16 protein-coding genes and 4 pseudogenes are annotated in these 25,813 nt (G+C 71.7%); 7 read left to right on the forward strand and 13 right to left on the reverse strand.

The features are described from left to right. The first annotated feature begins 7 nt into the window (after positions 1-7). The 3 genes from AWC19_RS22200 to AWC19_RS22210 are packed head-to-tail and all read left to right on the forward strand — an operon-like array spanning position 8 to position 5,699. Positions 8-4,585, forward strand: a complete 4,578-nt coding sequence (locus AWC19_RS22200; RefSeq protein WP_085080252.1) for an ATP-dependent helicase — start codon at positions 8-10, stop codon at positions 4,583-4,585. 3 nt (positions 4,586-4,588) lie between these two features. Beyond that, positions 4,589-5,344 (forward strand): endonuclease VIII Nei2, encoded by a 756-nt coding sequence (gene nei2 / locus AWC19_RS22205; protein WP_085080253.1) that lies wholly within the window; start codon positions 4,589-4,591, stop codon positions 5,342-5,344. A gap of 31 nt (positions 5,345-5,375) precedes the next feature. Then, positions 5,376-5,699: a DUF732 domain-containing protein gene (locus AWC19_RS22210; RefSeq protein WP_245849231.1), complete on the forward strand. Its 324-nt coding sequence runs from the start codon at positions 5,376-5,378 to the stop codon at positions 5,697-5,699. Here AWC19_RS22210 and pstS read toward each other — a convergent pair. Both pstS and AWC19_RS22220 read right to left on the reverse strand, forming a co-directional pair. Continuing rightward, a complete protein-coding gene (gene pstS, locus AWC19_RS22215; protein WP_085080313.1) occupies positions 5,694-6,806 on the reverse strand; it encodes a phosphate ABC transporter substrate-binding protein PstS in 1,113 nt (370 codons plus the stop codon). The two genes, AWC19_RS22210 and pstS, sit on opposite strands and share 6 nt — an antisense overlap. Before the next feature lie 81 nt (positions 6,807-6,887). Then, on the reverse strand, positions 6,888-7,805 hold the full coding sequence (locus tag AWC19_RS22220; RefSeq protein WP_085080254.1) for an extracellular catalytic domain type 1 short-chain-length polyhydroxyalkanoate depolymerase: 918 nt from the start codon (positions 7,803-7,805) through the stop codon (positions 6,888-6,890). 168 nt (positions 7,806-7,973) lie between these two features. Here AWC19_RS22220 and AWC19_RS22225 point away from each other — a divergent pair, with 168 nt between their 5' ends. Further along, a complete protein-coding gene (locus tag AWC19_RS22225; RefSeq protein ID WP_158090924.1) occupies positions 7,974-8,327 on the forward strand; it encodes a DUF732 domain-containing protein in 354 nt (117 codons plus the stop codon). Between the two features lie 105 nt (positions 8,328-8,432). Then, positions 8,433-8,777 carry a DUF732 domain-containing protein gene (locus AWC19_RS22230; protein WP_085080256.1) on the forward strand — a complete coding sequence of 115 codons (345 nt, stop codon included), beginning with the start codon at positions 8,433-8,435 and terminating at the stop codon, positions 8,775-8,777. A 248-nt stretch (positions 8,778-9,025) separates the two neighbouring features. Here the strand turns inward: AWC19_RS22230 and AWC19_RS31665 are convergent. The 3 pseudogenes from AWC19_RS31665 to AWC19_RS30830 all read right to left on the reverse strand — a co-directional run. Next, positions 9,026-9,172: pseudogene (locus AWC19_RS31665) on the reverse strand (hypothetical protein); the annotation flags it as partial. Between the two features lie 168 nt (positions 9,173-9,340). Then, positions 9,341-11,809: pseudogene (gene mgtA, locus AWC19_RS22235) on the reverse strand (magnesium-translocating P-type ATPase); the annotation flags it as partial. Between the two features lie 122 nt (positions 11,810-11,931). After that, positions 11,932-12,021: pseudogene (locus AWC19_RS30830) on the reverse strand (phosphate transport system regulatory protein PhoU); the annotation flags it as partial. 457 nt (positions 12,022-12,478) lie between these two features. Between AWC19_RS30830 and AWC19_RS22240 the strand changes: the two are divergent. After that, positions 12,479-14,758, forward strand: a complete 2,280-nt coding sequence (locus AWC19_RS22240; RefSeq protein WP_276043095.1) for a heavy metal translocating P-type ATPase — start codon at positions 12,479-12,481, stop codon at positions 14,756-14,758. On the opposite strand, the gene AWC19_RS22245 is transcribed toward AWC19_RS22240, so the two are convergent. The 5 genes and pseudogenes from AWC19_RS22245 to AWC19_RS22265 form a co-directional block, all read right to left on the reverse strand. After that, complete coding sequence (locus tag AWC19_RS22245) at positions 14,747-15,877, reverse strand: PPE family protein (RefSeq protein ID WP_085080258.1); 1,131 nt, start codon at positions 15,875-15,877, stop codon at positions 14,747-14,749. The two genes, AWC19_RS22240 and AWC19_RS22245, sit on opposite strands and share 12 nt — an antisense overlap. A 159-nt stretch (positions 15,878-16,036) precedes the next feature. Further along, on the reverse strand, positions 16,037-17,173 hold the full coding sequence (locus AWC19_RS22250; protein ID WP_085080315.1) for a PPE family protein: 1,137 nt from the start codon (positions 17,171-17,173) through the stop codon (positions 16,037-16,039). A 427-nt stretch (positions 17,174-17,600) separates the two neighbouring features. Further along, positions 17,601-18,458: a pseudouridine synthase gene (locus AWC19_RS22255; RefSeq protein WP_142281352.1), complete on the reverse strand. Its 858-nt coding sequence runs from the start codon at positions 18,456-18,458 to the stop codon at positions 17,601-17,603. A 7-nt stretch (positions 18,459-18,465) separates the two neighbouring features. Next, a complete protein-coding gene (locus AWC19_RS22260) occupies positions 18,466-20,220 on the reverse strand; it encodes a glycerol-3-phosphate dehydrogenase/oxidase (protein WP_085080260.1) in 1,755 nt (584 codons plus the stop codon). Then, a pseudogene (locus AWC19_RS22265) lies at positions 20,217-21,752 on the reverse strand (NAD(P)H-quinone dehydrogenase). The gene AWC19_RS22260 and the pseudogene AWC19_RS22265 overlap by 4 nt, the downstream one beginning before the upstream one ends. 107 nt (positions 21,753-21,859) lie before the next feature. Here AWC19_RS22265 and AWC19_RS22270 point away from each other — a divergent pair. Then, positions 21,860-22,339, forward strand: a complete 480-nt coding sequence (locus AWC19_RS22270; RefSeq protein WP_085080316.1) for a gamma-glutamylcyclotransferase family protein — start codon at positions 21,860-21,862, stop codon at positions 22,337-22,339. A gap of 74 nt (positions 22,340-22,413) precedes the next feature. On the opposite strand, the gene AWC19_RS22275 is transcribed toward AWC19_RS22270, so the two are convergent. From AWC19_RS22275 to AWC19_RS22285, 3 genes are all read right to left on the reverse strand, one after another. Further along, positions 22,414-23,295, reverse strand: coding sequence for a PDDEXK family nuclease (locus tag AWC19_RS22275; RefSeq protein ID WP_085080262.1), 882 nt, complete (start codon positions 23,293-23,295; stop codon positions 22,414-22,416). Between the two features lie 121 nt (positions 23,296-23,416). After that, positions 23,417-24,586, reverse strand: coding sequence for a M20 family metallopeptidase (locus AWC19_RS22280; RefSeq protein ID WP_085080263.1), 1,170 nt, complete (start codon positions 24,584-24,586; stop codon positions 23,417-23,419). Beyond that, a complete protein-coding gene (locus AWC19_RS22285) occupies positions 24,583-25,773 on the reverse strand; it encodes a M20 family metallopeptidase (RefSeq protein ID WP_085080264.1) in 1,191 nt (396 codons plus the stop codon). Before AWC19_RS22285 ends, AWC19_RS22280 begins: the two co-directional genes overlap by 4 nt. Between the last annotated feature and the right edge of the window lie 40 nt (positions 25,774-25,813).

Raw genomic sequence — 25,813 nt, forward strand, 5'->3', positions numbered from 1 at the left:
TGGTCGGGTGAGCAATCCCGACCCGCTCGGCCCGTTCAGCGCGATCACCCGCGAGTGGTTCGACAGCACGTTCGCCGCACCCACCACGGCGCAGGCCGAAGCCTGGGAAGCCATCGCCGAGGGCGCCAACACGCTGGTCATCGCGCCGACGGGTTCCGGGAAGACGCTCGCCGCGTTTTTGTGGGCGATCGACCGGCTTGCCGCCCGTCCCGACGACCCGGGGCGGCCGGCCGGCACGCGGGTGCTCTACATATCACCGCTCAAGGCGCTGGCCGTCGACGTCGAGCGCAACCTGCGCACCCCGCTGGCCGGCCTGGCCAGGGTCGCGCAGCGCCACGGCCTGCCGGCGCCGGACATCAGCGTCGGGGTGCGCTCGGGTGACACCCCGCCGGCAACGCGCCGCCAGCTCGTCGCGCACCCGCCCGACGTGCTGATCACCACCCCCGAATCGCTGTTTCTGATGCTGACCTCGGCCGCGCGCGAAGCCCTGGCCGGCGTCCAGACGGTGATCGTCGACGAGATCCACGCCATCGCCGGCGGCAAGCGCGGCGCCCACCTGGCCCTGTCGCTGGAGCGGCTGGACGACCTGCGTGGCGGCCCGCCCGCGCAGCGGATCGGGCTGTCGGCCACCGTGCGCCCGCCCGAGGAGCTGGCCCGGTTTTTGTCCGGGGCAGGCCCCACCGCTCGGACGCGGGTGGTGGCCCCGCCGTCGGCCAAGACCCTGGAGCTCACGGTGCAGGTGCCGGTGCCCGACATGGCCAACCTGGCCGGCAACAGCATCTGGCCCGACGTCGAGGCGCGGCTGGTGGATCTGATCGAGTCGCACGGCTCGACGATCGTGTTCGCCAACTCGCGGCGCCTGGCCGAGCGGCTGACGGCCCGGCTCAACGAGATCCACGCCGAACGGGCCGGGATCCCGCTCGGAACGGACGCGAACCCGGGCGTGCCCGGCGGGGCGCCGGCCCACCTGCTGGGCAGCGGCCAGACCTACGGCGCACCGCCGGTGCTGGCCCGCGCCCACCACGGGTCGGTCAGCAAGGAGCAGCGGGCGGTGGTCGAGGAGGACCTCAAGCGCGGCCTGCTCAAGGCCGTGGTGGCGACCTCGAGCCTGGAGCTGGGCATCGACATGGGCGCCGTCGACCTGGTGATCCAGGTGGAGGCCCCGCCGTCGGTGGCCAGCGGCCTGCAACGCATCGGGCGGGCCGGCCACCAGGTCGGCGAGGTGTCCCGGGGCGTGCTGTTCCCCAAGCACCGCACCGACCTGATCGGCTGCGCGGTGACGGTGCAGCGGATGCTCTCCGGCCAGATCGAGACGATGCGGGTGCCTGCCAACCCGCTTGACATCCTGGCCCAGCAGACCGTGGCGGCCGCGGCGCTGGAGCCGCTGGACGCCGACCGGTGGTTCGACACGGTGCGGCGGGCCGCGCCGTTCGCGACGCTGCCGCGCAGCGTGTACGAGGCCACCCTGGACCTGTTGAGCGGCAAGTACCCGTCCACCGAATTCGCCGAGCTACGGCCGCGATTGGTCTACGACCGCGATACCGGCACACTCACCGCGCGCCCCGGCGCCCAGCGGCTGGCGGTCACCTCCGGCGGCGCCATCCCCGACCGCGGGCTGTTTACCGTGTATCTGGCCAGCGAGGCCGAAAAGCCGTCCCGGGTCGGCGAACTCGACGAGGAGATGGTCTACGAGTCGCGTCCCGGTGACGTCATCTCGCTGGGGGCCACCAGCTGGCGGATCACCGAGATCACCCACGACCGGGTGCTGGTCATTCCCGCGCCGGGCCAGCCGGCCCGGCTGCCGTTCTGGCGCGGCGACGACGCCGGCCGCCCGGCCGAGCTCGGCGCCGCGCTCGGCGCGTTCACCGCCGAGCTGGCCCGGCTGAACCGGGAGGAGTTCGACAAGCGTTGCGCGGGTTTGGGTTTCGACGCCTACGCCACCGACAACCTGTGGGGGCTGCTGGACGAGCAGCGCAGCGCCGCGGGGGTGGTTCCCACCGACGCCACGCTGTTGGTCGAGCGGTTCCGCGACGAGCTCGGCGACTGGCGGGTGATCCTGCACTCGCCGTACGGGCTGCGGGTGCACGGGCCGCTGGCGCTGGCGGTGGGCCGGCGGCTGCGGGAACGCTACGGCATCGACGAAAAGCCGACCGCCTCCGACGACGGCATCGTGGTGCGCCTGCCCGACACCGTCTCCGACGACGGCGTTGACGCGCCCCCGGGGGCGGACTTGTTCGTCTTCGACGCCGACGAGATCGACCCGATCGTCACCGCGGAGGTGGGCGGCTCGGCGCTGTTCGCGTCGCGGTTCCGCGAATGCGCGGCCCGCGCGCTGCTGCTGCCCCGCCGCCACCCGGGCAAGCGCTCGCCGCTGTGGCACCAGCGCCAGCGGGCGGCCCAACTGCTCGACGTGGCCCGCAAGTACCCCGACTTCCCGGTGGTGCTGGAAACCGTCCGCGAATGCCTGCAGGACGTCTACGACGTCCCCGCCCTGACGGCCCTGATGACCGGCATCGCCCAGCGCAAGGTGCGGGTCGCTGAGGTCACGACCGACCGTCCCTCCCCGTTCGCGGCCTCCCTTTTGTTCGGGTATGTCGGCGCGTTCATGTACGAGGGCGACACCCCGCTGGCCGAGCGCCGGGCCGCGGCGTTGTCGCTGGACAGCACGCTGCTGGCCGAGCTGCTGGGCCGGGTCGAGCTGCGCGAGCTGCTCGACCCGGACGTGGTCGCCGCGACGGCCCGCCAGCTGCAGCACCTTTCCGCCGACCGTGCCGCCCGCGACGCCGAAGCGGTCGCCGACCTGCTGCGGCTGCTCGGCCCGCTGACCGAAGAGGAGGTGGCCGCCCGGGCCGGCGGGGCCGACGTCGGCGGCTGGCTGGAGGGCCTGCGCGCCGCCCGGCGCGCGCTGACGGTGTCGTTCGCCGGCCGCAGCTGGTGGGTGGCCGTCGAGGACATCGGCCGGCTCCGCGACGGGGTGGGCGCGGCGGTTCCGCTGGGCGTGCCGGCCGCGTTCACCGAGGCCGTCGCCGACCCGCTGGGCGAGCTGCTGGGTCGCTACGCCCGCACGCACACCCCGTTCACCACCGCCGAAGCCGCCGCCCGGTTCGGGCTGGGGCTGCGGGTGACCGCCGACGTGCTGGGCCGGCTGGCCGCCGACGGGCGGCTGGTGCGCGGCGACTTCGTGGCGGCCGCCTCGGTCGCGGCCGGCGGAGAGCAGTGGTGCGACGCGGAGGTGCTGCGCATCCTGCGGCGCCGCTCGCTGGCGGCGCTGCGCGCCCAGGTGGAGCCGGTCAGCACGGCCGCGTACGGTCGGTTCCTGCCGGCCTGGCACCGCGTGGGCACCTTTGACTCCGCCAACCTCTCGGGGCTCGACGGCCTGATGTCGGTGATCGACCAGCTGGCCGGCGTGCGGATGCCGGCCTCGGCGATCGAACCGCTGGTGCTGGGGCCGCGGGTCCGCGACTACTCCCCCGCCATGCTCGACGAGCTGCTGGCGAGCGGCGAGGTCACCTGGTCGGGCGGCGGGGCGATCTCGAGCGGCGACGGCTGGATCGCGCTGCATCCCAGCGATTCGGCGCCGCTGACGCTGGCCGGCCCGGCCGGCATCGACTTCACCGACGCCCACCGCGCGATCCTGGACACGCTGGCCGGGGGCGGTGCGTACTTTTTCCGCCAGCTGGCGCACGACGAGATCAATGAGGCGGCGCTGAAAACCGCGCTGTGGGAACTGGTGTGGGCGGGCTGGGTCACCGGCGACACCTTCGCGCCGATCCGCGCCATGCTCGGCGGCGCGGGCGCGCGCAAGCGCGCCGCCCCCGCGCACCGCGCGCACCGCCCGCCACGGCTGAGCCGCTACAGCCTGGCCCATCCCACCGCCCGCGCCGCCGACCCGACGGTGGCGGGGCGCTGGTCGGCCCTGCCGGCCCCCGAACCGGATTCCACGCTGCGCGCCACCTACCAGGCCGAGCTGCTGCTGAACCGCCACGGCGTGCTGACCCGGGGCGCGGTGACCGCCGAGGGCGTGCCGGGCGGGTTCGCGATGCTCTACAAGGTGCTGAGCACCTTCGAGGAGTCCGGCCGGTGCCAGCGCGGCTACTTCGTGGAGTCGCTGGGCGGGGCCCAATTCGCCGTCGCCTCCACCGTGGACCGGCTGCGCGGCTTCACCGACGGGATCGACCCCGAACGGCCGCAGTACCGCGCGGTCGTGCTGGCCGCCACCGACCCGGCCAACCCCTACGGCGCCGCCCTGCCCTGGCCCGCCCGCCTCGACGACGAGCAGGGCGCCGCGGCCCGGCCCGGCCGCAAGGCGGGCGCGCTGGTGGTGCTGGTCGACGGCGAGCTGGCGTGGTTCCTCGAACGCGGCGGGCGGTCGCTGCTGACCTTCACCGACGACCCGGCGGCCGACCACGCCGCCGCGCTGGCCCTGGCGGAGCTGGTCACCGCCCGGCGCGTCGCGTCGATCCTGGTGGAACGCATCGACGGCGCGCCGGCGTTGCAGCCCCGCGCCGGCGGGCCGGGGCCGGTGGTCGAGGCGCTGACGGAGGCGGGATTCGTCCGCACGCCCCGGGGAATGCGGCTGCGGTGAGCGATGCCCGAGGGTGACACGGTCTGGCACACGGCGGCGCTGCTGCGCCAGCACCTGGCCGGGCGCACCCTGACGCGCTGCGACATCCGGGTGCCCCGATTCGCCACCGTCGACCTCACCGGCCACGTCGTGGACGAGGTGCTCAGCCGCGGCAAGCACCTGTTCATCCGGGGCGGGCCGGCCAGCATCCACTCGCACCTGAAGATGGACGGCAGCTGGCGGGTCGGCAACCGGCCCGCACGGGTGGACCACCGGGCGCGAATCATCTTGGAAGCCAACGAGGTTCGCGCCGTCGGGGTGGACCTCGGCGTGCTCGAGGTGCTGGAACGCGACCGCGACGCCGAGGCGGTCGCCCACCTGGGACCCGACCTGCTCGGCCCCGACTGGGACCCCGCCCGCGCCGCGGCCAACCTGACCGCGCGCCCGGACCGGCCGCTCGCCGAGGCGCTGCTGGACCAGCGGGTGCTGGCCGGGATCGGCAACGTCTACTGCAACGAACTGTGTTTCGTCAGCGGGCACCTGCCCACCGCGCCGGTCGGCGCGCTCGGCGACCCGGCCCGGCTGGTCGCGCGGGCGCGGGACATGCTGTGGCTCAACCGATCGCGCTGGAGCCGCTGCACCACCGGAGACACCCGCACCGGCCGGCAGCTGTGGGTCTACGGGCGCTCGGGGCAGCCCTGCCGTCGCTGCGGCACCCCGATCGCGTTCGACGACACCGGCGAGCGCGTGGCCTATTGGTGCCCGTCCTGCCAGCGCTGAACTTCCGGCCGCGCCATGCAATGATCTTCCGGTGTCAGCGACCACCCGGATATCGCGCGGCCTTGGCGCGGTGCTCACGTTGCTCGGCATTGCGGCGGCGGCCTGCCCGGCCGCGCGCGCCGACGCCGTCGACAACGCGTTCGTGACGGCGGTCAAAAACAAGGGCATCCAGTTCGCGTCACCGCAGGCGGCGATCGTCGCGGGTCACGAGGTCTGCGACGAACTCGATCTCGGCAAGCAGAAGTCCGACGTCGCCAACGAGGTGATGACCAACAGCAATCTGGACGGCTACCGCGCCGGGTATTTCATCGGCGCGAGCGTGGCGGCGTACTGCCCCAGGCACCGCGCGTCATGAGATGGCGTCGACCGCGGCCGACAACCGCGGCTTGAAGTCGTGCGGTATGGGGATGTACCCGTTGTCCGTCAGCCCGTCCTGCCCGGCACCGATCGTGCTGCGCAGGAACGCCTTCACGGCCGCACCGACCTGCGGGTCGGGATATTTCGAGCACACGATCTCGTAGGTCGCCAGCACGATCGGATAGGCGTCGGGCTGGTTGGGCCGGTAGAACGAGATGGTGTCGAGGGCCAAGTCGTTGCCCTGCTTGATGAACCACGCGGCGGAGATCGTCTTGCCCACCGAGTCCGCGCCGATTTCCACCGGGTCCGGGCCGGCCGACGTGACGACCTTGGCCATGGTCAGGTGCTGCGCCTGGGCGAACGACCATTCGTTGTAGGTGATCGAGCCCTCGGTGGCCTTGACGGCCGCCGCGGCCCCGTCGTTGCCCTTGGCGCCCTCGCCGACGCCGCCGTTGAACGTCTTCCCGGCGCCCTTGCCCCACGCGCCGTTGGACGCCGTGTCGAGGTAGCGCTGGAAGTTGTCCGTGGTGCCGGACTCGTCGCTGCGGAACACCACACGAATCGGCTCGGCCGGCAGGGTGACGCCCGGATTCAGCGCCTGGATCGCCGGGTCGTTCCAGGTTGTGATGCCGCCGTTGAAGATTCTGGCCGCGGTGGGACCGTCGAGGCTCAACCCCGACACGCCGTTGACGTGCAAGGCGATCGCGATGGGACCGAACACCACCGGCAGATTCCACGCGGGCGAGCCGCACCGCCGCTGCGCCCTGGCATACTCGTCGGCGCTCAGCGGAGAGTCCGAGCCGGCGAAATCCGTCTGGTTGCCCAGGAATTCGCTGATCCCCGCGCCCGAACCGTTGGGCGTGTAGTTCAGCGACTGCCCGGCGCAGGCCTGTTCGAAGGCCTTGACGAATCGGGTCATCGCGTTCTGCTGGGCGGTGGAGCCGCTGGCCCGCAGCGTCGGCTTGCCGCCGCAGGCGACCTTCGCCGGCGACGCGCTGGTGGTCGCAGCGCCCCCGGCGGTGTGATGGTCGCCACCGCAGGCGCACAGCAGCGCCGCACCGGTGACCAGGATGCCGGTGGCGGCGCCAAAGCGATTGAGCCGCAATCGGATTCCCGCAAAAATACCGGATGAGACGATCGCGGCCATGAGGCATGGTAACAAGATCGGCCCGTCGCCGCCTGCGGGCTAGTTGCGGGCGTGCGCCACGAAGAACTGCGCGATGACCTCCGAGGCGTCCAGCGCGCGCGAGGTGCGCCCGATGATCGCCTGGGGCAGATACTGTTTGCCCCCCGGCCAGGTGTGGCCGCCGTTGTCGATCTGGTAGAACACCACCTCGGTGGACGCCGCGCACCCGGCCGAATCGAAGCGGTGCACGACGGTGCCGTCCCCCACGTTGGGCAGCACCTGCACCGTCGGATCTCCGTGGCAGCCATCGACTGCGCGCCACTTGTCCACCATGCTGGTGACCGCGATGGCATGGCTGAGCCCGCCGCGACCGCGCACGTCGCCGCCCTTGAACGGCACCAGCGGGTCCGCGGTGCCGTGCGCCTCTAGGACCGACACCGGTCGCGACGGGTTGCAGGCCACCCCGGCGCCCAGCGTGCCCGCGACGGGCGCGATGGCGGCGAAGACGTCGGCGCGCTCGCAGGCCAGCCGGTTGGACATGAAGCCGCCGTTGGACATGCCGGTGGCGAACACGTGCCCGGGCGCGATGTTGTAGTCGCCCTGCAGCTTTGCCGCCAGCGCGACCAGGAACCCGACGTCGTCGACGTGGCGGCGGTCCGCCGGCGACGCGCCCCGCCCGTCGGCCCAGCTCTTCTCGAAACCGTCGGGATAGGCCACCACGAGGTGGTTTTCATCGGCGACCGTGTCGAAGTCGGTCAGCCCCCGCTGCCCCACCCCGGTGCCACCGCCGCCGTGCAGGCTGAGCACCAACCCGACCGGATCGCCGGGTGGCACGTGCACGGTGTACGTCCGGTCCATGCCGCCGGAACGCAGGGTGCCGGGCACGTCTCGGACGCTGGCCGCCGAGACGTGCCGCTCGCCGCAGCCGACCAGACACGCCGCCAGCACAGCCAGCGACAACCAGCGAAGGTACGGCACGGGGGTCAAGTTACCGATCGCGCGGCCCGGCGCGGAACGAACTCGTGTTGCGCTGTTCGCAATATCGGCGATCATTGGATAAAGCCAAGCCGTAACCTGCTGGCAACGTTGTAGACCGAACCTGAAGCCATCTAACCAATGACTCGTCCGTCCACAGGGGTATCAGAAATGACAAATACGCGTTCGCGCAAACGCAGCCCGCGACTGGCCCTGTTGGCTGCGGGTTTCCTCCCGGCGGTCGCGCTGCTCGGCCCGGTCGCCGCGGACCCGGTCGCTCACGCCGACGGCACCGACGACGCGTTCATCACGGCGCTGCATAACCACGGCCTCGCGCACGAGTCGCCCAAAGCCGCGGTCACGGCCGCTCATCTGGTGTGTCACCAACTCGACCTGGGCAAGACCCAGGACCAGATCGCGACCGACGTGATGAACAGCAGCGGCCTCGACGGCGACAACGCCGGGTTCTTCGTCGCCCTCGCCGAGCGCGCGTACTGCCCGCAATACGCCGACATCCCGTCCTGACGGGTCGAGCGCCACACGCGTCCCGCGAGGCTGTAACCTGCAGCAAACGCGCCACAACGGCGCGCTTAGCGACTAAAGGTGGTTCGCCCGGTGGGAGTAGCGGAGATGACTGGCACCCCTGCACGCGTGCGCGGCGTGGCGCCGCTGGTGTGGGCCGCCGGCATGGTAGTGGCCGGGACGCTCGCGACCATGACGCCGGTGGCCGCGACCGCAAACGCCGACGCGACCGACGACGCCTTCCTGTCGGCGCTGAGGGGCAAGGGCATCCACTTCGGTTCCCCGGACAAGGCCTTCGTCGCCGGTCACGAGGTGTGCGACGAGCTGGCTAACGGCAAGACGGCGGTGCAGGTCGCCTCGACGGTGCAGAGCAACAGCAACATGGACGGCTACCACGCGGGTTTCTTCGTCGGGGCGGCGATCCGCGCCTACTGCCCGCAGTTCGCGTCTTAACTCGAACGAAACGTCGCGCACGCAAAGACGTGACGTGTCGGCATAAAAATTCAGGTACCAACGACCCTGGAGACTATTTAAGTGGTATCGAGAATTTTAGTCGGCGCCGCCGCTGCCGTCGGGACGGCAATCGCGATGGCGGCGCCGGCCGGCGCCGATCCCAGCGTGTTCAACGACCTCAGTTGCAGTTGTCCGCAGACCGTCTCCAACGGCGGGTCCTCGGTCGCGGACCAGATCGATCGGGGCATTCAATCCGGTCTTGCCGGCACGAATGTCGTTCGGGCCGAACAGTAGTTGAGCCGCCGCGCCTGCTCGGCTTCGGGCGCAACGGGTTTGAAATCGAAGACGACCTCCTTGACCGTCCCGGTGAACGCGTAGGGCGCCTTGTCCTCGTAGCGGCACCAGGACGGGATTGCCGTACTTCGGTCGCCGCGGTGAGGGTTTCGAATTCCCGGCGGGCCGCGTCGAGATCCTGGTGGCCGGCGACGATGACCAGCGTTTGCTCTTCGCTCATGGCTCGGCGGACTACGTCCGCACCCGCGCCCGCGGGGCGAAACGCCGTGGATGTAGTGAAAGCGCGCGGCGCGGCGCCGGATGCGATGGGCGTGCCCGCGCGTGCGCTGCGGTTGCCCGACGTGGTTCATCGGCTCGGCGTAGAACATCAGCTTGGCAAGCTCCACCAGGATCAGATAAACGACGACAAAGCCGCCCAGCACGGCGAAGAACTGCCACGGCAGCGTGGTGAAGCCGAGGGTGTGGGCCAGCGGCGAGATCGTGAGTACGACTCCGGTAACGACCACCGTGAGGCTGGTGATGGTCAGCGGGACGCTGGCGCGGCTGCGGAAGAACGGCACCTTGCGCGTGCGGATGGCGAAGATGATCAGGGTCTGCGTCGCAAGCGATTCCACGAACCAGCCGGTGCGGAACTCGATGGCGCCGGCGTGCAGCACGCCCAGCATCAGCCCGAACGTCAGGAAATCGAACAAGGAGCTGATCGGCCCGAAGATCAGCATGAACCGGCGGATGAACGCGACGTTCCAGTGCGACGGCGCGTGCAGCTGCTCCTCGTCGACCCGGTCGGTCGGGATCGCCAGTTGCGAGCTGTCGTAGAGCAGATTGTTCAGCAGGATCTGGCTGGGCAGCATCGGCAGGAACGGCAGCAGCGCCGAGGCGGCGGCGGCGCTGAACATGTTGCCGATGTTGCTCGACGTGCCCATCAGCACGTACTTGATGGTGTTGGCGAAGATCCGCCGGCCTCGGCGACGCCGGTGGCCAGCACGCCCAGGTCCTTTTCCAGCAGCACCACGTCGGCCGCGTCCTTGGCGACATCGGTGGCGCTGTCGACCGAAATCCCCTCGTCGGCCGCGTGCAGGGCCAAGGCGTCGTTCACACCGTCGCCGAGGAAGCCGACCGATCGCCCGTTGCGGCGCAGCGCGACGATCAGCCGCGCCTTCTGCTCGGGCGAGATGCGGGCGAAGATGGTGTGGTTTTGCGCCGCATCGACGAACCCGTCGTCGTCGAGGGGCTCCGGCTCGGCACCGGTGACGGTGCCCTTGGAGGCCAAACCGAGGTCCGCGCAGACCTTTTCGGCGACCCGCGCGTTGTCGCCGGTGGCGACCTTGAGTTCGATGCCCAGCGCCGCCAGCTGCGACAGGGATTGGCGTGCGGCTGGTTTGGGTTCGTCGGCGAAGACCAGGAAGCCCGCCAGCGTCAGGTCGCGTTCGTCGTCGGCGGTGATGGTGGTGAGCTCGGCGGCAGGCCGGGTGGCGACGGCGACCACCCGGCGCCCGGCGCCAAACAGACCCGCGAGGGTCTCCTGCGCGACGGCGGGCGTCGCTCGGCAACGATCCAGCACCTGCTCGGGCGCGCCTTTCATTACGAGGAGGCGCGTCCCGTCGTCGTCGACCAACACCGACGACGCGCGGCGCTCGTGGTCAAACGGCAGCGTCGCGACCCGGCGCACCGCCTCGCCCACCAACCGCCGTGGCTGGGTCGACTCCCAGAGCGCGGCGTCGAGCGGATTGGCGCTCACGCCACCGGATTCCGGGTCGACGTCGGTGGCGAGCGGCCCGAGCCGCCGGACCGGATCGGCGGGGGCGCCGGCGGGGTCGATCGCGTCGATCAGGCGGATCCGGCCCTCCGTCAGGGTGCCGGTCTTGTCGGTGATGAGGATGTCGATGTCCCCCAGGTCTTCGATGCATACCAGGCGCTTGACGAGGACCTTCGCCTTGGCCAGCTGCCGCGACCCCGTCGCCAGGCTGGTGCTGACCACGGCGGGCAGCAGCTGCGGCGCGATGCCGACCGCGATCGCCAGCGAGAACAGCACGGAATCGATGATCGGCTTGGCGAGCAGCAGGTTGCTGGCCAAAATGACCACCATCAGCGCGATCGCGACCTGCAGCAGCAAGTAGGAGAACCGGCGCAGCCCCACCTGGAAATCGGTCTCGGGTTGACGCTCGTCCAAACCCGCTGCGATGCGGCCGAATTCGGCACCCTTACCGGTGGCGTACACCACCCCGGTGCCCACCCCGGCGCTGACGATGGTGCCCATGAACGCCAGGTCCGTCGACTCGGCCAACTCGGCGCCGGTGGACACCGCCTCCGGCGATTTCTCCGAGCCCATCGACTCCCCGGTCAGGATGCTCTCGTCGCATTCCAGGCCGCTAACCTCGATCAGCCGGACATCGGCTGGCACCGCCTCACCCAGCGACAGCCGGATCACGTCGCCCGGAACCAGGTCGGTGACGTTGACCGCGACGAACTTCGAGTCGCGCCGCGCCAGCGCGCGGTGGTGCACTCCCGCGTGCAGGTCGGCGGCGCCCGCTCGGCGCGATACTCGTTGAAGAAGCCCAAACCGATGCTGGCCGCAAGAATCACGCCGATGATGACCGCCTGCATGCTGTCGCCCAGGAAGTACGAGACGATCGCGGTGCCGGCCAGCAGGATGAGCACCGCGCTGCGCAGCTGACGGCCAAGACCGCGAGCGCGTTGACGTGGTGGGTCCGCACCGCGTTCGGGCCGTGCCGCGCCAGCCGGGCGGCGGCCTAGGTGCTCGACAGCCCCGCGGCCGAACTGTCCAGCCATCCCAGAACCTGCTCTACCGGAGCGCCGGCGACCTGCTTGGCCGTCAGCGCCGCCGAATCCAGCACGCTGGTCACCGGGTCTCCTCCTCGGCCGGCAGCACACCGCTATCCATGAAGATGACGGGGCGACCGATTTCGACGGCGTGATCGGCGAAGCGCTCCTAAAGGCGGCCCACCGCACATCTCGCCCAGGCGCCCGGCCAAGTCATCTAGCTCCTCGTGACAGGCGGTTCGCATCCGCCAATCATCGCCGCGGCGGCGGCTACGCGACAGAGGCTTAAGTTCTCTTCCTCAGGCCGCGAACCCGCCGAAAGCCCTGGCGCAACCTGCCGTTCACGCTCGAAACACACTGCGGCCACCTGCGGCGTTCAAGTGAAATGCACCCGCGGAAGTCGCGGCGGCCGATTCGGTGCCGCCGGCAATGTTCACCAAAACTTGCCCGGCCTTTCGCGTGACGAGAGTCCCGCATTCAAGTGGCGATGGTATTCGCAGTTGCTGGCCCAAGACCTGCCAGTGATGTGACACCCGGCCCTAGTCGGCCCGGCGAATGCGGTTCAGGCTGACGACAAGGCCTGTATTCCCGAAGGGAACGGTGTGGGCGGCAGAGGATTTGCGACTTTGGTGTCGCTGAGCGTCGGTGCGCTGGCATCGGGCGGTATCGCCTGGCTGGTCGGCGCGCGCGACGTCGCCGACGGGTGCTGGATCGCGGGGGCGGTGGCGGCCCTGGTTCCGGCGACGGTCTGGGTGCTAGCGGCGCTGCGCCGCGGCCGGTTCGGGGTCGACCTCATCGCGGTCCTGTCGCTGGTCGGCACGCTGCTGGTCGGCGAGTACCTCGCCGGTGCGTTGATCGCCGTGATGCTGGCCGGTGGCCGGGCGCTGGAGGCCGCGGCCGAGCGCCGCGCGTCGCACGACCTGCGGGCCCTGCTCGAACACGCCCCGCGGTTCGCCCGCCGCCGCGTCGGATCGACGGTCAGCACGATCGACCTGGCCGACGTGGCGATCGACGACCTGCTGGTCGTCGGCCCGGGCGAGGTGGTGCCCGTGGACGGGCGCGTCGCCAGCGCCGCGGCGGTGCTCGACGAGTCGGTGCTGACCGGCGAGCCACTGCAGGTAGAGCGCGGATTGGGCGAACCGGTGCGTAGCGGGGTGGTCAACGCCAGCGGCGCGTTCGACATGCGCGCCACCGCCACGGCCGAGGACAGCACGTACGCCCAGATCGTGCGGCTGGCCGCGCGGGCCGGGGCCGAGAACGCGCCGGTGGTGCGGCTGGCCGACCGCTACGCGGCGTGGTTCTTGCCGTTGGCCCTGTTGGTCGCGGGCGGGGCATGGCTGGCCAGCGGGTCGGCGGTGCGGGCCGTCGCCGTGCTGGTAGTGGCGACGCCGTGCCCGCTGCTGCTTGCCGCGCCGGTGGCGATCGTGTCCGGGCTGTCGCGGGCGTCGCGGCGGGGCGTGGTGGTGCGCGGCGGTGCCGCTCTCGAGAACCTTGGCCACGCAACGACTTTGGTGATGGACAAGACGGGCACGTTGACCATGGGGCGCCCCGTCGTCATCGACGTCGCGGCCGCGCCGGGGCGCGACGCCATCGACATTTTGCGCCTGGCGGCGTCGGTGGATCAGCTGTCCCCGCACGTGCTCGCCGAGGCGATCGTCACCGAAGCCCTCGCCCGCGGCCTGCGGCTGTCGCTTCCCACCGACGTGGTCGAGGAACCGGGGCGGGGCGTCACCGCCACCGTAGGCGACCAGCGCATCTACGTCGGCAAACTCGGCGGAGACACGTCAACGGAGTGGGCCCGCGCCGCGGTGAACCGCGCCCTGCTGGACACCGCCGCGATCGCCTGGGTCTGCGTCGACGGGCGACCGGCCGGCGCGGTGCTGCTGCGCGACCCGCTGCGTCGCCACGCACCACGCACCGTGCGCCGGTTGCGCGGCGCCGGGCTGCGGCGGCTGGTGATGCTTACCGGCGACCGCGCCGAGCCCGCCCGCGAGGTCGCCGCGGTCTTGGGGCTCGACGACTTCTACGCCGAGCAGAGCCCGGCCGACAAGGTGGCCGCCGTGCGCGCCGAACAGGGCCGCGCGGTCACCGTGATGGTCGGCGACGGGGTGAACGATGCCCCCGCGCTGGCCGCGGCCGGCGTCGGCGTCGCGATGGGGGCGCGCGGTGCCACCGCCTCCTCGGCTGCCGCCGACATCGTGTTGACCACCGATCGGCTGGAGCGACTCGCGGACGCGATGGACATCGCGCGGTGGTCGCGGCGCATCGCCGTGCAGAGCGCGGTCGTCGGCATGGGCCTGTCGCTGGCCGCGATGGCCGTCGCCGCTCTCGGGTGGCTGCCGCCGGCCGCCGGCGCGCTGCTGCAAGAGGGCATCGACGTGGCGGTCATCCTCAACGCGCTGCGGGCCCGGCGCGGCGACCCGTCCCTCGACGTCGACCTGCCCGCGGAAACCGAACGGATGCTGCGCCGCTTCGATGCCGAACACGACGAGCTGCGCGACACCATCGGCCTGCTGAGGGAGGCGGCCGACCGTCTGGCCGAAGCGCCTAATCAAGCTGCGCTGCAGGCGGTCACGCGCGCCCATGGCCTGCTCGTGGACCGCATCCTTCCCCACGAACGCGCCGAGGAAACCCAGCTCTACCCCGCCCTGGCCCATCCGTTGGGCACCGGCGAGGCCACCGCCACCATGAGCCGGACCCACGCCGAGATACAACGGCTGTCGGACCGGATCGGCGCGCACCTGGCCCTGGCCCGAAGCGGCGGCCGTGTCAAGCCGGACCAGGTCGACGACCTGCTCGCCTGCCTGTACGGGCTGTACGCGTTGCTGCGCTTGCACTTCCTGCAGGAGGAGGAAAACTACTTCACCCTGAGCGCGGACGAACCCGCCGAAGGGTCATCCCGCTGAGGGCGGCCGGGTCATGAAGGTGCCCTTGATCTCCAGCCCGTACTCGATGTCGTCGTAGTCGCGTCCCTGCTTGGGGCCCTTTTTCGACTTGGCCGGCGGCGGCATCATGAACGGCGGCATCGGGATCGAGGGCAGGCCGAATTCCCCTGCGGGAAGCTCGGATACGGCCGACGCGAGCTGGACCGGGGCCGAGGCGAGCATCCCCACCGTCGCGGGCGGCATGGTCAGCCTGCCGATCGAGACGCCGACGCCCATCGCCGCGGCGGGCGCCGATCCGACGGCGCGCGCCGCGTTGGCCAGGTTGGCCGCGACCCCGCCCAGCGCCGCCTCGCCCTCGGCGAGCCCCTGCCCCACGTCGCCGCCCAGGCTTTGAACGCCCTGGGCCGTCGAGACCTGCGCCAGGTAGCTGAGCAGGTTGATGGGGATCCCGCCGGCGATGAACTGGTTCGCGTAGGTGTTGACCAGCCCGAACCAGCCCTTCTGGGGGTCGAAGCCGCCCGGGGTGGAAAGCAGCGACGTCAAGAAGTCCCCCAGCGCGGTTTGCGCCGGGGTGGCGGCCGCGGGCGACGCGCCCACCTGGGCGGCGGCCGCCGTCGGGCTGACGATCGGCGCCGGCGGGGAGAACTGCGGCAGCTCGAGGGCCTGGGCGGTGGCGGCCCGGTAGCGGTTGAGCGCGGCCGCATTGTCCACCCACATCGCCTCGTACTGGGCCTCGGTTTCGGCGATCGGGGCCAGGTTGGTTCCGAGCCAATTGGTGGCCAGCAACTGCGCCAGCCGCGCCCGGTTGGCGCTGACCGCCGCCGGCACCACCACGGCCTGGCGCGTCGATTCGAAGGCCGCCGCCGCGGCCCGCGCCGAGGAGGCCAGCTGTTGGCACTGCGCCGCGGTGGTGCCCAACCACGCGAGGTAGGGCGCGACGGCCTCGACCATCGCCTCGGCCGACGGACCGCGCCAGTCCTCGGCCAGCGACGACAAGACCGAGGCGTAGCCGGGAAGCGAATCCTCGATCTCGATGCCCAGCTGTTGCCACACCCCCGCCGCCTCCACCCAGGAGCCGGCGCCGGGTCCGGAATGGATCAGCGCCGAGCTGACCTCGGGGGGCAGTATCCCAAAGTCCATGACGTCACCCCGGCGGGCCCGGGTAGGCTGAAAACGGCGTGACGACTTCGGCGGTGATCCTCAAATGCGTTACGCGCCGGGACATTTCGCGGCCCCACCGGTTGTCGCCGGGGCCGGCGGCATTCGGCGTACGTGGTCGTGATGCACCATCGCCGGTCCTCACCCACCCGACGGCGATCGGGGCATCACCGATCCCTTGAGTTCCTTGCCGACCTGGAGGTCCTCGTACTTGGGCTGTTTACGTTTGCGCCAGCCGCTGCCCGCCGAGATGGGCGGGGGCATCAACGGCGGCAGGAACGGCAACCCGGCGTCGCCGGCATCCAGCGGCGACGCCGCCGACGCGAGCTGGACCGGGGTTTGCGTACCCGGCAGCAGGCCCACCACGGCCGGCGGCGCGGTCAGCTTGCCCAGCGACACCCCGACGCCCATCGCTCCCGCGGGCGCAGACCCGACGGCGCGCACGGCGCCGGCCAGGTCGGCCGTCGCGCTTCCCAGCGCCGACTCGCCTTCCGATATGCCCTGACCTACCTCGCCGCCGACGCTCTGCAGCGCCTGCGCGGACGTGGCCTGCGCGACATAGCTGAGCAGGTTGATCGGGAAGCCCGACGAGATGAACTGGTTCGCGTAGGTGTTGGCCAGGCCGAACCAGCCGGCGTTGGGGTCGAACCCGAAGGGGGTGCTGATCAGGTTCGTCAGCAGGTCCCCGATGGGCGACTGCGCCGGGGTGGCGGCGGCGGCCGACGTGGCGGCGGATTCGGCGGCCGCCGACGCGGGATCGGCGATCGAGGGCGGCGACGAGAACTGGGGCAGGTCCAGGGCCTGGGTCGCGGCGGCCTCATAGCGGGTCAACGCCGCCGAATTGCTAGCCCACATGGCCTGGTACTGGGCCTCGTTCTCGGCGATCGCGGCCAGGTTGCTACCCAGACGGTCGGTCGCCAGCAACCGCGCCAGCTGCGCCCGGTTGGCCGCGACCTGTGCGGGCTGCACCACCGACGACTGGGCCTGGGTGAACGCCGCCGCGGCGGCCTCCGCCGAGGCGGCCACCTGCTGACATTGCTGCGCGGTGGCGCGCAGCCAGGCCAGGAACGGCTCGGCGGCCTGGGTCATGGCCGCCGCGGACGGCCCCTGCCAGGCCTCGCCGAGCGAAGACACCACCGAGGCGTAGGTGGGCACGGTCTGCTCCAGCCCGACGCCCAGGTTTTGCCACGCGCCGGCCGCCTCGATCAGCGACGCCGCGCCGGGACCCGAGTGGATCAGCGCGGACGTCAGCTCCGGCGGCAACGCCATGAAGTCCATGACCGTCACACTCGCCATACCGGGTACGGCCCGGCAAACTCGCGTCGACCGCAAGGCGAACACACGTCGAACATCGCGGAATACCCGTCGAACATTGCGCATCCCCGCCTTCCGTTGCCGAATCCGTCGCTGACAACGATAGCCCGTCAAATAGCCTTCGCTTCGGCTTACCGCGGTGAGCACCGCCCTCACACGGTGACCGACGCGCCGCGGCGCAACTCGACGATCCGGTCCGCCATCCCGCGGCGCCGCGTCTGATCGACGAAATCGGCCAGCGGCGAGGCGAAGACGCCGTGGTCGTCGAAGTGGATAGCAAGGTCAGCCCACCGGCGATCAAGGTGGTGGCGTTGCCCACGAACGTGACGGTGATGTCCATAATCTGAGCTACCCGGCCCGCGGCGATCAAACGCCGCGGCGCCGCAACGGGTTACGGCCCGGGGCGGCGACTGACGAACTCCCGGCGCGCCCCGGTGAGCGGATCGGTGAACTCGATGCGTTGCGCCAGCAGCCGCAGCGGCGTGCCGAAGTCGTCGGCCGGCACCTCAATGATGTTGGGGTACAACGGGTCTCCCTCGATCGGGATCCCGAGCGAGGCCATGTGCAGGCGCAATTGATGGGTGCGCCCGGTCCGCGGCGTCAGGCGATACAGGCCGTCGGAAAGCGACTCCACCAACGTCTGGGCGTTCGGAACGCCCGGCTCGCTGACGGCCTGCAGGTGTCCCCGGCGCTTGACGATGCGGCTGCGGACGACGCGTGGCAGCTCGAGGTCCGGGTCGACGCCGGCGCGCGCCAGGTAGGTCTTGGCGACCAGGCCGCGGGCGAACAGCGTCTGGTAGGCGCCGCGCACCTCGCGCCGGGCGGTGAACAGCAGCACCCCGGCGGTCAGCCGGTCCAGCCGGTGCGCGGGGCTCAGCTCCGGCAAGCCCAGTTCCCGGCGCAGCCGCACCAGCGCGGTCTGCGCGACGTGGCGCCCCCGGGGCATGGTCGCCAGGAAGTGCGGCTTGTCGACGACGACGATGTCGTCGTCGCGATAAAGCACCGGAATGTCGAACGGGACGGGCACCTCGTGCGGCAGTTCGCGATACAGGTAGACCACCGCCCCCGCGGGCAGCACCGTGTTGTGGTCCACCACCGCGCCGTCGGCGCCGACGACCTCCCCGCCCAGCACCTTGGCCCGGGCCGCCGGGCCGAACCGGGCGGTCAGCTCGGCCAGGACCGGTCCGCCGCGCAGCCGCAGCCGGGCCGGGCCCAGCCCGTCGCGCACGGGCAGCGGGGCTCGCCTCAACGCCGCGTCACTTCAGGGGCACCGGCTCGAGGATCTCGGCGCGCGCCTCGGGCGCGCTGGCCCGCAGCTCGTCGGCCGACACGTCGTCGGGCTGGGCCTGCGAGAGGATCTCGGCCTTCACCCGCGCGGCGTAGTTGGCGACCTCCCGCTCGACGTCCGCCGCGCTCCAGCCCAGCGCGGGCGCCACCACGTCGGCCACCTCACGGGCGCAGTCGACGCCGCGGTGCGGGTACTCGATGGAGATGCGCATCCGCCGGGCCAGGATGTCCTCGAGGTGCAGGGCCCCCTCGGAGGTGACGGCGTAGCGCGCCTCCACCCGCAAATAGCCCGGCGCCTCCTTGATCGGGCGCAGCAGGTCGGGTTCGTCGTCGGCCAGGGCCAGGACGTCGCCGACCAGCGACCCGTAGCGGTCCAGCAGGTGGCGCACCCGGTACGGGTGCAGGCCCTTGAGCGCCGCGACGTGCTCGGCCTGGTTGACCAGCGCGAAGTACCCATCGGCGCCGAGCAGCGTCACCTTCTCGGTGATCGACGGCGCGACCCGGGCCGGGACGAACTGCGCCGCGGCATCGATCGCGTCGGCGGCCATCACCCGGTAGGTGGTGTACTTGCCGCCGGCGATCGCCACCAGGCCGGGCGCGGGCACCGCCACGGCGTGCTCGCGCGACAGCTTGGAGGTTTCCTCGCTCTCCCCGGCCAGCAGCGGCCGCAGCCCGGCGTAGACGCCGTCGATGTCGGCGTGGGTCAGGGGCGTGGCCAGCACGGTGTTGACGGTCCGCAGGATGTAGTCGATGTCGGCCTTGGTGGCCGCGGGGTGCGCCAGGTCGAGGTCCCAGTCGGTGTCGGTGGTCCCGATGATCCAGTGGCTGCCCCACGGGATCACGAACATCACGGACTTCTCGGTACGCAGGATGATCGCGACGTCGCTGACGATGCGGTCGCGCGGCACCACGACGTGCACGCCCTTGGACGCGCGCACCTGGAACCGGCCGCGCTGCTTGGACAGCGCCTGGATCTCGTCGGTCCACACCCCGGTCGCGTTGACCACGACGTGGCCGCGGACCTCGGTGATCGCGCCGTCCTCGGAGTCGCGGACCCGCACGCCTGTCACCCGGTCGCCCTCGCGCAGCAACGCCACCACCTGGGTCGAGGACCGCACCACCGCGCCGTAGTGCGCGGCGGTGCGCGCGACGGTCATGGTGTGCCGGGCGTCGTCGACGACGGTGTCGTAGTAGCGGATCCCGCCGATCAGCGAGGTGCGCTTGAGGCCCGGGCATAGCCGCAGGGCACCGGCGCGGGTCAGATGCTTTTGCGCCGGAACGGATTTCGCGCCGCCGAGCCGGTCGTAGAGGAAGATGCCCGCGGCGGTGTAAGGGCGTTCCCAGACCCGGTGGGTCAGCGGGAACAAGAACGGCATCGGCTTGACCAGGTGCGGCGCCAGCTTGGTCAGCGACAGCTCGCGCTCGTAGAGCGCCTCGCGGACCAGGCCGAACTCCAGTTGCTCGAGGTAGCGCAGCCCGCCGTGGAACATCTTCGACGAGCGGCTCGACGTGCCCGACGCCAGGTCGCGCGCCTCCACCAGCGCCACCTTGAGCCCGCGGGTGGCGGCGTCCAGCGCGCATCCCGAGCCCACCACGCCGCCGCCGATGACCACCACGTCGAACTGCTCGCTGCCCAGCCGCTCCCAGGCCACCCGGCGTTGCTCCGGTCCCAGCGCGGACGCCGCCGAACGCGGCTCGCTGGGTGCGTGGATCCGGTCGCTCACTGCGGAAACTCCTGTCGGTTACTCGCCGGTAGGACGTGCAAACCCAAGGCTAACCGTTGCCGGGTCCGCGCGCCCCGCGTTCTACGGGCCGGTCAGTCCAGATCGTCGTGGGCCATCAGGCGGCGCGCGGCCTCGGTGATCGAGCCGGACAACGAGGGGTACACGGCCAGCGTCTGCGCCAGCTCGTTGACGGTGATGCGGTTGGTCACGGCCACCGCGATCGGCAGGATCAGCTCCGAGGCGATCGGCGCCACCACCACGCCGCCGATCACCACGCCGGTGGACTTGCGGCAGAAGACCTTGACGAAACCCTGGCGCAGGCCCGACATCTTGGCCCGCGCGTTGGTGCGCAGCGGCAGCATGATGGTCCGGGCGGGCACCGAACCGTCGTCGATCATCGACTGCGGCACCCCGACCGCGGCGATCTCGGGCCGGGTGAACACGGTCGACGCGACCGTGCGGAGCCGGATCGGGCTGACGCCCTCGCCCAGCGCGTGATACATCGCGATGCGGCCCTGCATGGCGGCGACCGACGCCAGCAGCAGCAGGCCGGTGCAGTCGCCGGCGGCGTAGATGCCCGGCACCGAGGTCCGCGACACCCGGTCGACGGGCAGGTAGTCGCCGGGCCCCAGCTCGATGCCGACCCGCTCCAGGCCCAGGCCGCCGGTGTTGGGGACCGACCCGATCGTCATCAGGGCGTGGCTGCCCTCGACGGTGCGGCCGTCGGTCATGGTGACCAGGACGCCGTCGTCGGTGCGGGTGACCGATTCGGCGCGGGCGTTCTTGACGAGCTGGACGCCGCGTTCGGCGAACGCCTCCTCCAGCACCAGCGCCGCGTCGGCGTCCTCGTAGGGCAGCACGCGGTCGCGGCTGGCCGCCACGGTCACCGGCACCCCGAGCTCGGTGTAGGCGTGGACGAACTCGGCGCCGGTGACGCCCGAGCCGACGACGATGAGGTGCTCGGGCAGCGTCTTGAGGTCGTAGAGCTGGCGCCAGGTCAGGATGCGCTCGCCGTCGGGCCGCGCCGACGGCAGGATCCGCGGGCTGGCGCCGGTGGCGATCAGCACCACGTCCGCCTCGAACTCGGTGGCGGCGGGGCCGTCGGGCCCCGGATCGGAGTGGGTCGCCCGCACCCGGTGCTTGGCCAGGCCGGGCGTGGGGTCGATCAGCTCGCCGTGGCCGGCGACGACGCGCACGCCCATGCTGCGCAGCTGGGCGGCGATGTCGGCCGACTGCTCGGAGGCGAGCCGCTTGACGCGGGCGTGGATCTGCGGCAACGAGATCTTCGCGTCGTCGATGTCGATGTCGAAGCCCAGCCGCGGCGCCCGGCGCAGCTCGGTGCGCAGCCACGTCGAGGCGATGAACGTCTTGGACGGCACGCAGTCGTCCAGCACGGCCGCCCCGCCGACGCCCTCGGCATCGATCACGGTGATGTCGGTCGCGTCGGTCCGCTCGGCCGACAGCGTGGCGGCGACGAGCGCGGCCTCGTAACCGGCCGGCCCACCGCCGAGGATCACGATGCGCGTCACCACACGCCCTAACCTAATTGGCCTCCGCGCCGCGGCGCGGCGCGAGGGGCGAACCCCGCGAAACGCTCGGGTGAATGGCGCATGAGCGGGTGCCGTTTAAGCTTTTCCCCGTGCCGCTCTACGCCGCGTACGGGTCGAACATGCATCCCGAGCAAATGCTGAAGCGCGCGCCGCACTCGCCGATGGCCGGAACCGGCTGGCTGCACGGGTGGCGGTTGACGTTCGGCGGCGAGGACATCGGCTGGGAAGGGGCGCTGGCCACCATCGTCGAGGACCCCGACTCGAAGGTGTTCGTCGTCCTCTACGACATGACCCCGGCCGACGAGAAGAACCTGGACCGGTGGGAGGGCTCCGAGTTCGGCGTCCACAAGAAGATCCGCTGCCGCGTGGAGCGGCTCTCCTCCGACACCACCACCGATCCCGTGCTGGCCTGGCTGTATGTGCTGGATGCCTGGGAGGGCGGCCTGCCCTCGGCGCGCTACCTCGGGGTGATGGCCGACGCCGCCGAGATCGCCGGCGCGCCCGAGGATTACGTGCACAACCTGCGGACCCGCCCCGCCCGCAACATCGGCCCGGGAACCAGCGCCTGACCCCTTGTCGCGAGCGTGCGTGTTGGTACGCCGACACGCCGATGCGGCCCGGCATTCTGCGCACGTTCGCGACGTCATGCGGCCCCCAACAGCTGCGTCTCGAGCCGACGGACGAGTTCGACCGGCCGGTACCTGACGTCCTCGGCGACGATGGGCACGACCGCCCAACCCAGCTCCTGGAGCGCGCCGGAGCGCCGGCGGTCCCGTCGAAACGCTTCCGGGCCGCTATGCCAGTCGACACCGTCGTACTCCGCCGCGACACGCGCTTCGGGCCAGGCAAAGTCGAGCCGCCAGATGCGCCCCCGCAGGTCCACGACCTCGTGCTGCAGGATCGGGGGTGGCAATCCACCGTCGATCATCACCAGCCGGGCCTCGCTCTCCATCGGTGACTCGGCCAGCGGGGAGGCCAGCGGCAGCAACTCGCGCGTGTGAACGACGCCGCGCCGGCCTGCCTGGCGGTTGACCGCCCGCTGCAGGTCGTCAGGGCTGCACGTGCCGCTGCGCAGCGCGGCGTCCAGCGTGGCCAGTGCCCTCGGCCGCCGCAGCCCACGGGCGACCTCGATCGCCGTCCAGGCCGGCGTCGTGATGGGCCGTCCCGCGACCCTCGTCAGTGGCGCCCCCGCGCGGCGGTGCACGACCAGCCCGCGCGTCGGACGCAACTGCCGCCCGCCCGGATTGAGCACATGCAGGGCCGGATCCCGTTCGGTGTCGAAGCCGTGGACCTCCGCAGCCGTATTCAGGCACACCGCCACCGTGGTGCCGGCCGCCAAATCCAGACCGCGCAGCTGCAGGCCGCGGTCCAGCGCTCCGCGACCGTAGACGCCATACCAAACCTTTTGCAGCACACCGTATTTGAGCGCGGCCTCCAGCTGTCGACGGGTGAGGTGCTGCAATGCCTGGGCGGAGGTCACCACGCCGCCTTGCGCGTCGAGCAGCCGGCAAAGCTGCGCATCCACGCCGGGTATCGTCGGCCGGTCTCAGGCCCGGCACAATTCACCCCTGCCGAGGGTGCGCAGAATGCCGGTCCGAACCGGTGTGTCGCGTACAAACACGCACGTTCGCGCCTCGAAAGCCGAGCTAGAAGAGCCCCGCCTGCTCGACGATGTTGACCATCACGCGCAGCCCGATGTCCAGCGCCCGCTCGTCGAGGTCGAAGTTCGGCTGGTGCAGGTCCAGCTGGGGCCCGTCGCCCGACCACACGCCCAGCCGCGCCATCGCGCCGGGGATCTCCTCGAGGTACCAGGAGAAATCCTCGCCGCCGCCCGACTGCCGGGTGTCGGCCAGCGCGTCGGGGCCGACGGCCTCGATCGCGTGGGTGAGGATCCGCGTCGAGACGTCCTCGTTGACCACCGGCGGCACGCCGCGCCAGTAGGCCAGCGTGTGCTCGATCGCCAGCGGCGACAGCAGCGCCGACACGGTGTCGCGGATGATCTCCTCCAGGGCGATCCAGGTCTGCCGACTGGCGGTGCGCACGGTGCCGGCGAGCACACCCGTCTGCGGGATCGCGTTGGGCGCCACCCCGGCGTTGACCGCGCCCCACACCAGCACGGTGCCGTTGCGCGGGTCGATGCGGCGCGACAGCACCCCGGGCAGCCCGGTGATCAGCGTGCCCAGGCCGTAGACCAGGTCGGCGGTCAGGTGCGGCCGCGAGGTGTGCCCGCCGGGTGAGTACAGCGTGATCTCGAGCTGGTCGGCGGCCGAGGTGATCGGGCCCTGCCGGACCGCGATCTTGCCGACCTCCAGCCGCGGGTCGCAGTGCAGGGCGAAGATCCGCGACACCCCGGCCAGCGCGCCGGCGGCGATGGCGTCGATCGCCCCGCCGGGCATCAGCTCCTCGGCGGCCTGGAAGATCAGCCGCACCCCGACCGGCAGCGCCGGCACAGTCGCCAGCGCCAGCGCGGTGCCCAGCAGGATCGCGGTGTGGGCGTCGTGGCCGCAGGCGTGGGCGACGTTGGGCATCGTGGAGGCGTACGGGGCGCCGGTCCGCTCGGCCATCGGCAGCGCGTCCATGTCGGCGCGCAGGGCGATCCGCGGCTCGTGCTCGGGGCCCATGTCGCAGATCAGCCCGGTCCCGCCGGGCAGCACCTTGGGGTTCAGGCCGGCGTCGGCCAACCGCTCGGCGACGAACTGGGTGGTGGCGTACTCCTGGCGGCCCAGCTCGGGATAGCGGTGGATGTGCCTGCGCCACTCGACGAGATCGTCGTGGTGGGCGGCCAGCCAGGACTCGGCGCTGTCGACGAGGCTCATGACCGCGCCTCGCCGCGGCGCTGCCGGGCGCCCAGCACGCGGTCGCGTTGGCCGGGGTCCTGGGCCAGGTGAACCACCGTGCGCGACAACATGATCGCCCCGTCGACGACGGCGCGGTCGGCGCTGGGACCGGCGGCCGCGGCCGCGAAGGCCCGCTGGTGCACGGTGGCGCCGCCGGCGTCCACCCCGATCACCGGGTGGATTCCCGGCAGCACCTGCGTCACGTTGCCCATGTCGGTGCTGCCCATCGGCAGCTGCGTCTCGTATTCGGGCGCCAGCGGCTCGCGCCCGAGCCGGCGCATCTCGTCGCGGCAAACGTTGGCCAGCCAGGGGTCGGGCTTGAGTTCGTCGTAAGGCGGTGCGGGATGGTCGATCTCGTGTTCGCAGCCCGTCGCCAGGGCACCCGCCGCGAAGCACGCGAACATCTTGCCCTCCAGCTCACGCAGCGAATCGGCGTCGAGCGCGCGCATCGCGTACTGCAGCGTGGCGTGGCCGGGGATGACGTTGACGGCCTGACCGCCGTCGGTGACGACGCCGTGGGTCATCTGGCCCGGCGCCAGCTGCTGGCGCAGCAACCCGATCGCCACCTGCGCGACGGTCACCGCGTCGGCGGCGTTGACGCCCAGATGCGGCGCCACGGCGGCGTGGGATTCCTTGCCCCGGTAGGTGACGAGCACCTCGGACAACGCCAGCGAGCGCGTCCCGGCGATGTCGGCCGGCCCGGGATGCACCATCACCGCGACGGCGACGTCGTCGAACGTCCCGGCCCGCAGCAGCAGCGCCTTGCCGCCCCCGGCCTCCTCGGCGGGCGTCCCGAGCAGCGCGACGGTCAGCCCGAGGTCGTCGGCCACGTCGGCGAGCGCGAGCGCGGTGCCCACCGCGGAGGCGGCGATGACGTTGTGACCGCAGGCGTGCCCGATCTCGGGCAGCGCGTCGTACTCGGCGCAGATCCCGACCACCAGCGGCCCGCTGCCGAAGTCGGCGCGGAACGCGGTGTCCAGGCCACCGGCGCGCGCGGTGATCTCGAAACCGCGCTCGGCCACCAGCGCCTGCGCCTTGGCGCAGCTGCGATGCTCCGCGAAGGCCAACTCGGGCTCGGCGTGAATGGCGTGGGACAACTCGACCAGGTCGGCGCCGCGTCGCCGCACGACTTCCTCGACACTGTCCAATGCGGTCGCTGCGGGCATCTTCGCAGTATCCCACCGCCCGGATTCCGCGGTCGCCGCC

It is taken from the genome of Mycobacterium palustre (assembly GCF_002101785.1).
In the GTDB taxonomy this organism is placed as follows: Bacteria; Actinomycetota; Actinomycetes; order Mycobacteriales; family Mycobacteriaceae; genus Mycobacterium; species Mycobacterium palustre.

Excerpts from the sequence above, each read along its gene's own strand:
- nei2 (WP_085080253.1), top strand. The coding sequence starts at position 4,589 with ATGCCCGAGGGTGACACGGTCTGGCACACGGCGGCGCTGCTGCGCCAG.
- AWC19_RS22225 (WP_158090924.1), top strand. The coding sequence starts at position 7,974 with ATGACAAATACGCGTTCGCGCAAACGCAGCCCGCGACTGGCCCTGTTG.
- AWC19_RS22230 (WP_085080256.1), top strand. The coding sequence starts at position 8,433 with ATGACTGGCACCCCTGCACGCGTGCGCGGCGTGGCGCCGCTGGTGTGG.
- AWC19_RS22245 (WP_085080258.1), bottom strand. The coding sequence starts at position 15,877 with ATGGACTTTGGGATACTGCCCCCCGAGGTCAGCTCGGCGCTGATCCAT.
- AWC19_RS22250 (WP_085080315.1), bottom strand. The coding sequence starts at position 17,173 with ATGGACTTCATGGCGTTGCCGCCGGAGCTGACGTCCGCGCTGATCCAC.
- AWC19_RS22280 (WP_085080263.1), bottom strand. The coding sequence starts at position 24,586 with ATGAGCCTCGTCGACAGCGCCGAGTCCTGGCTGGCCGCCCACCACGAC.
- AWC19_RS22285 (WP_085080264.1), bottom strand. The coding sequence starts at position 25,773 with ATGCCCGCAGCGACCGCATTGGACAGTGTCGAGGAAGTCGTGCGGCGA.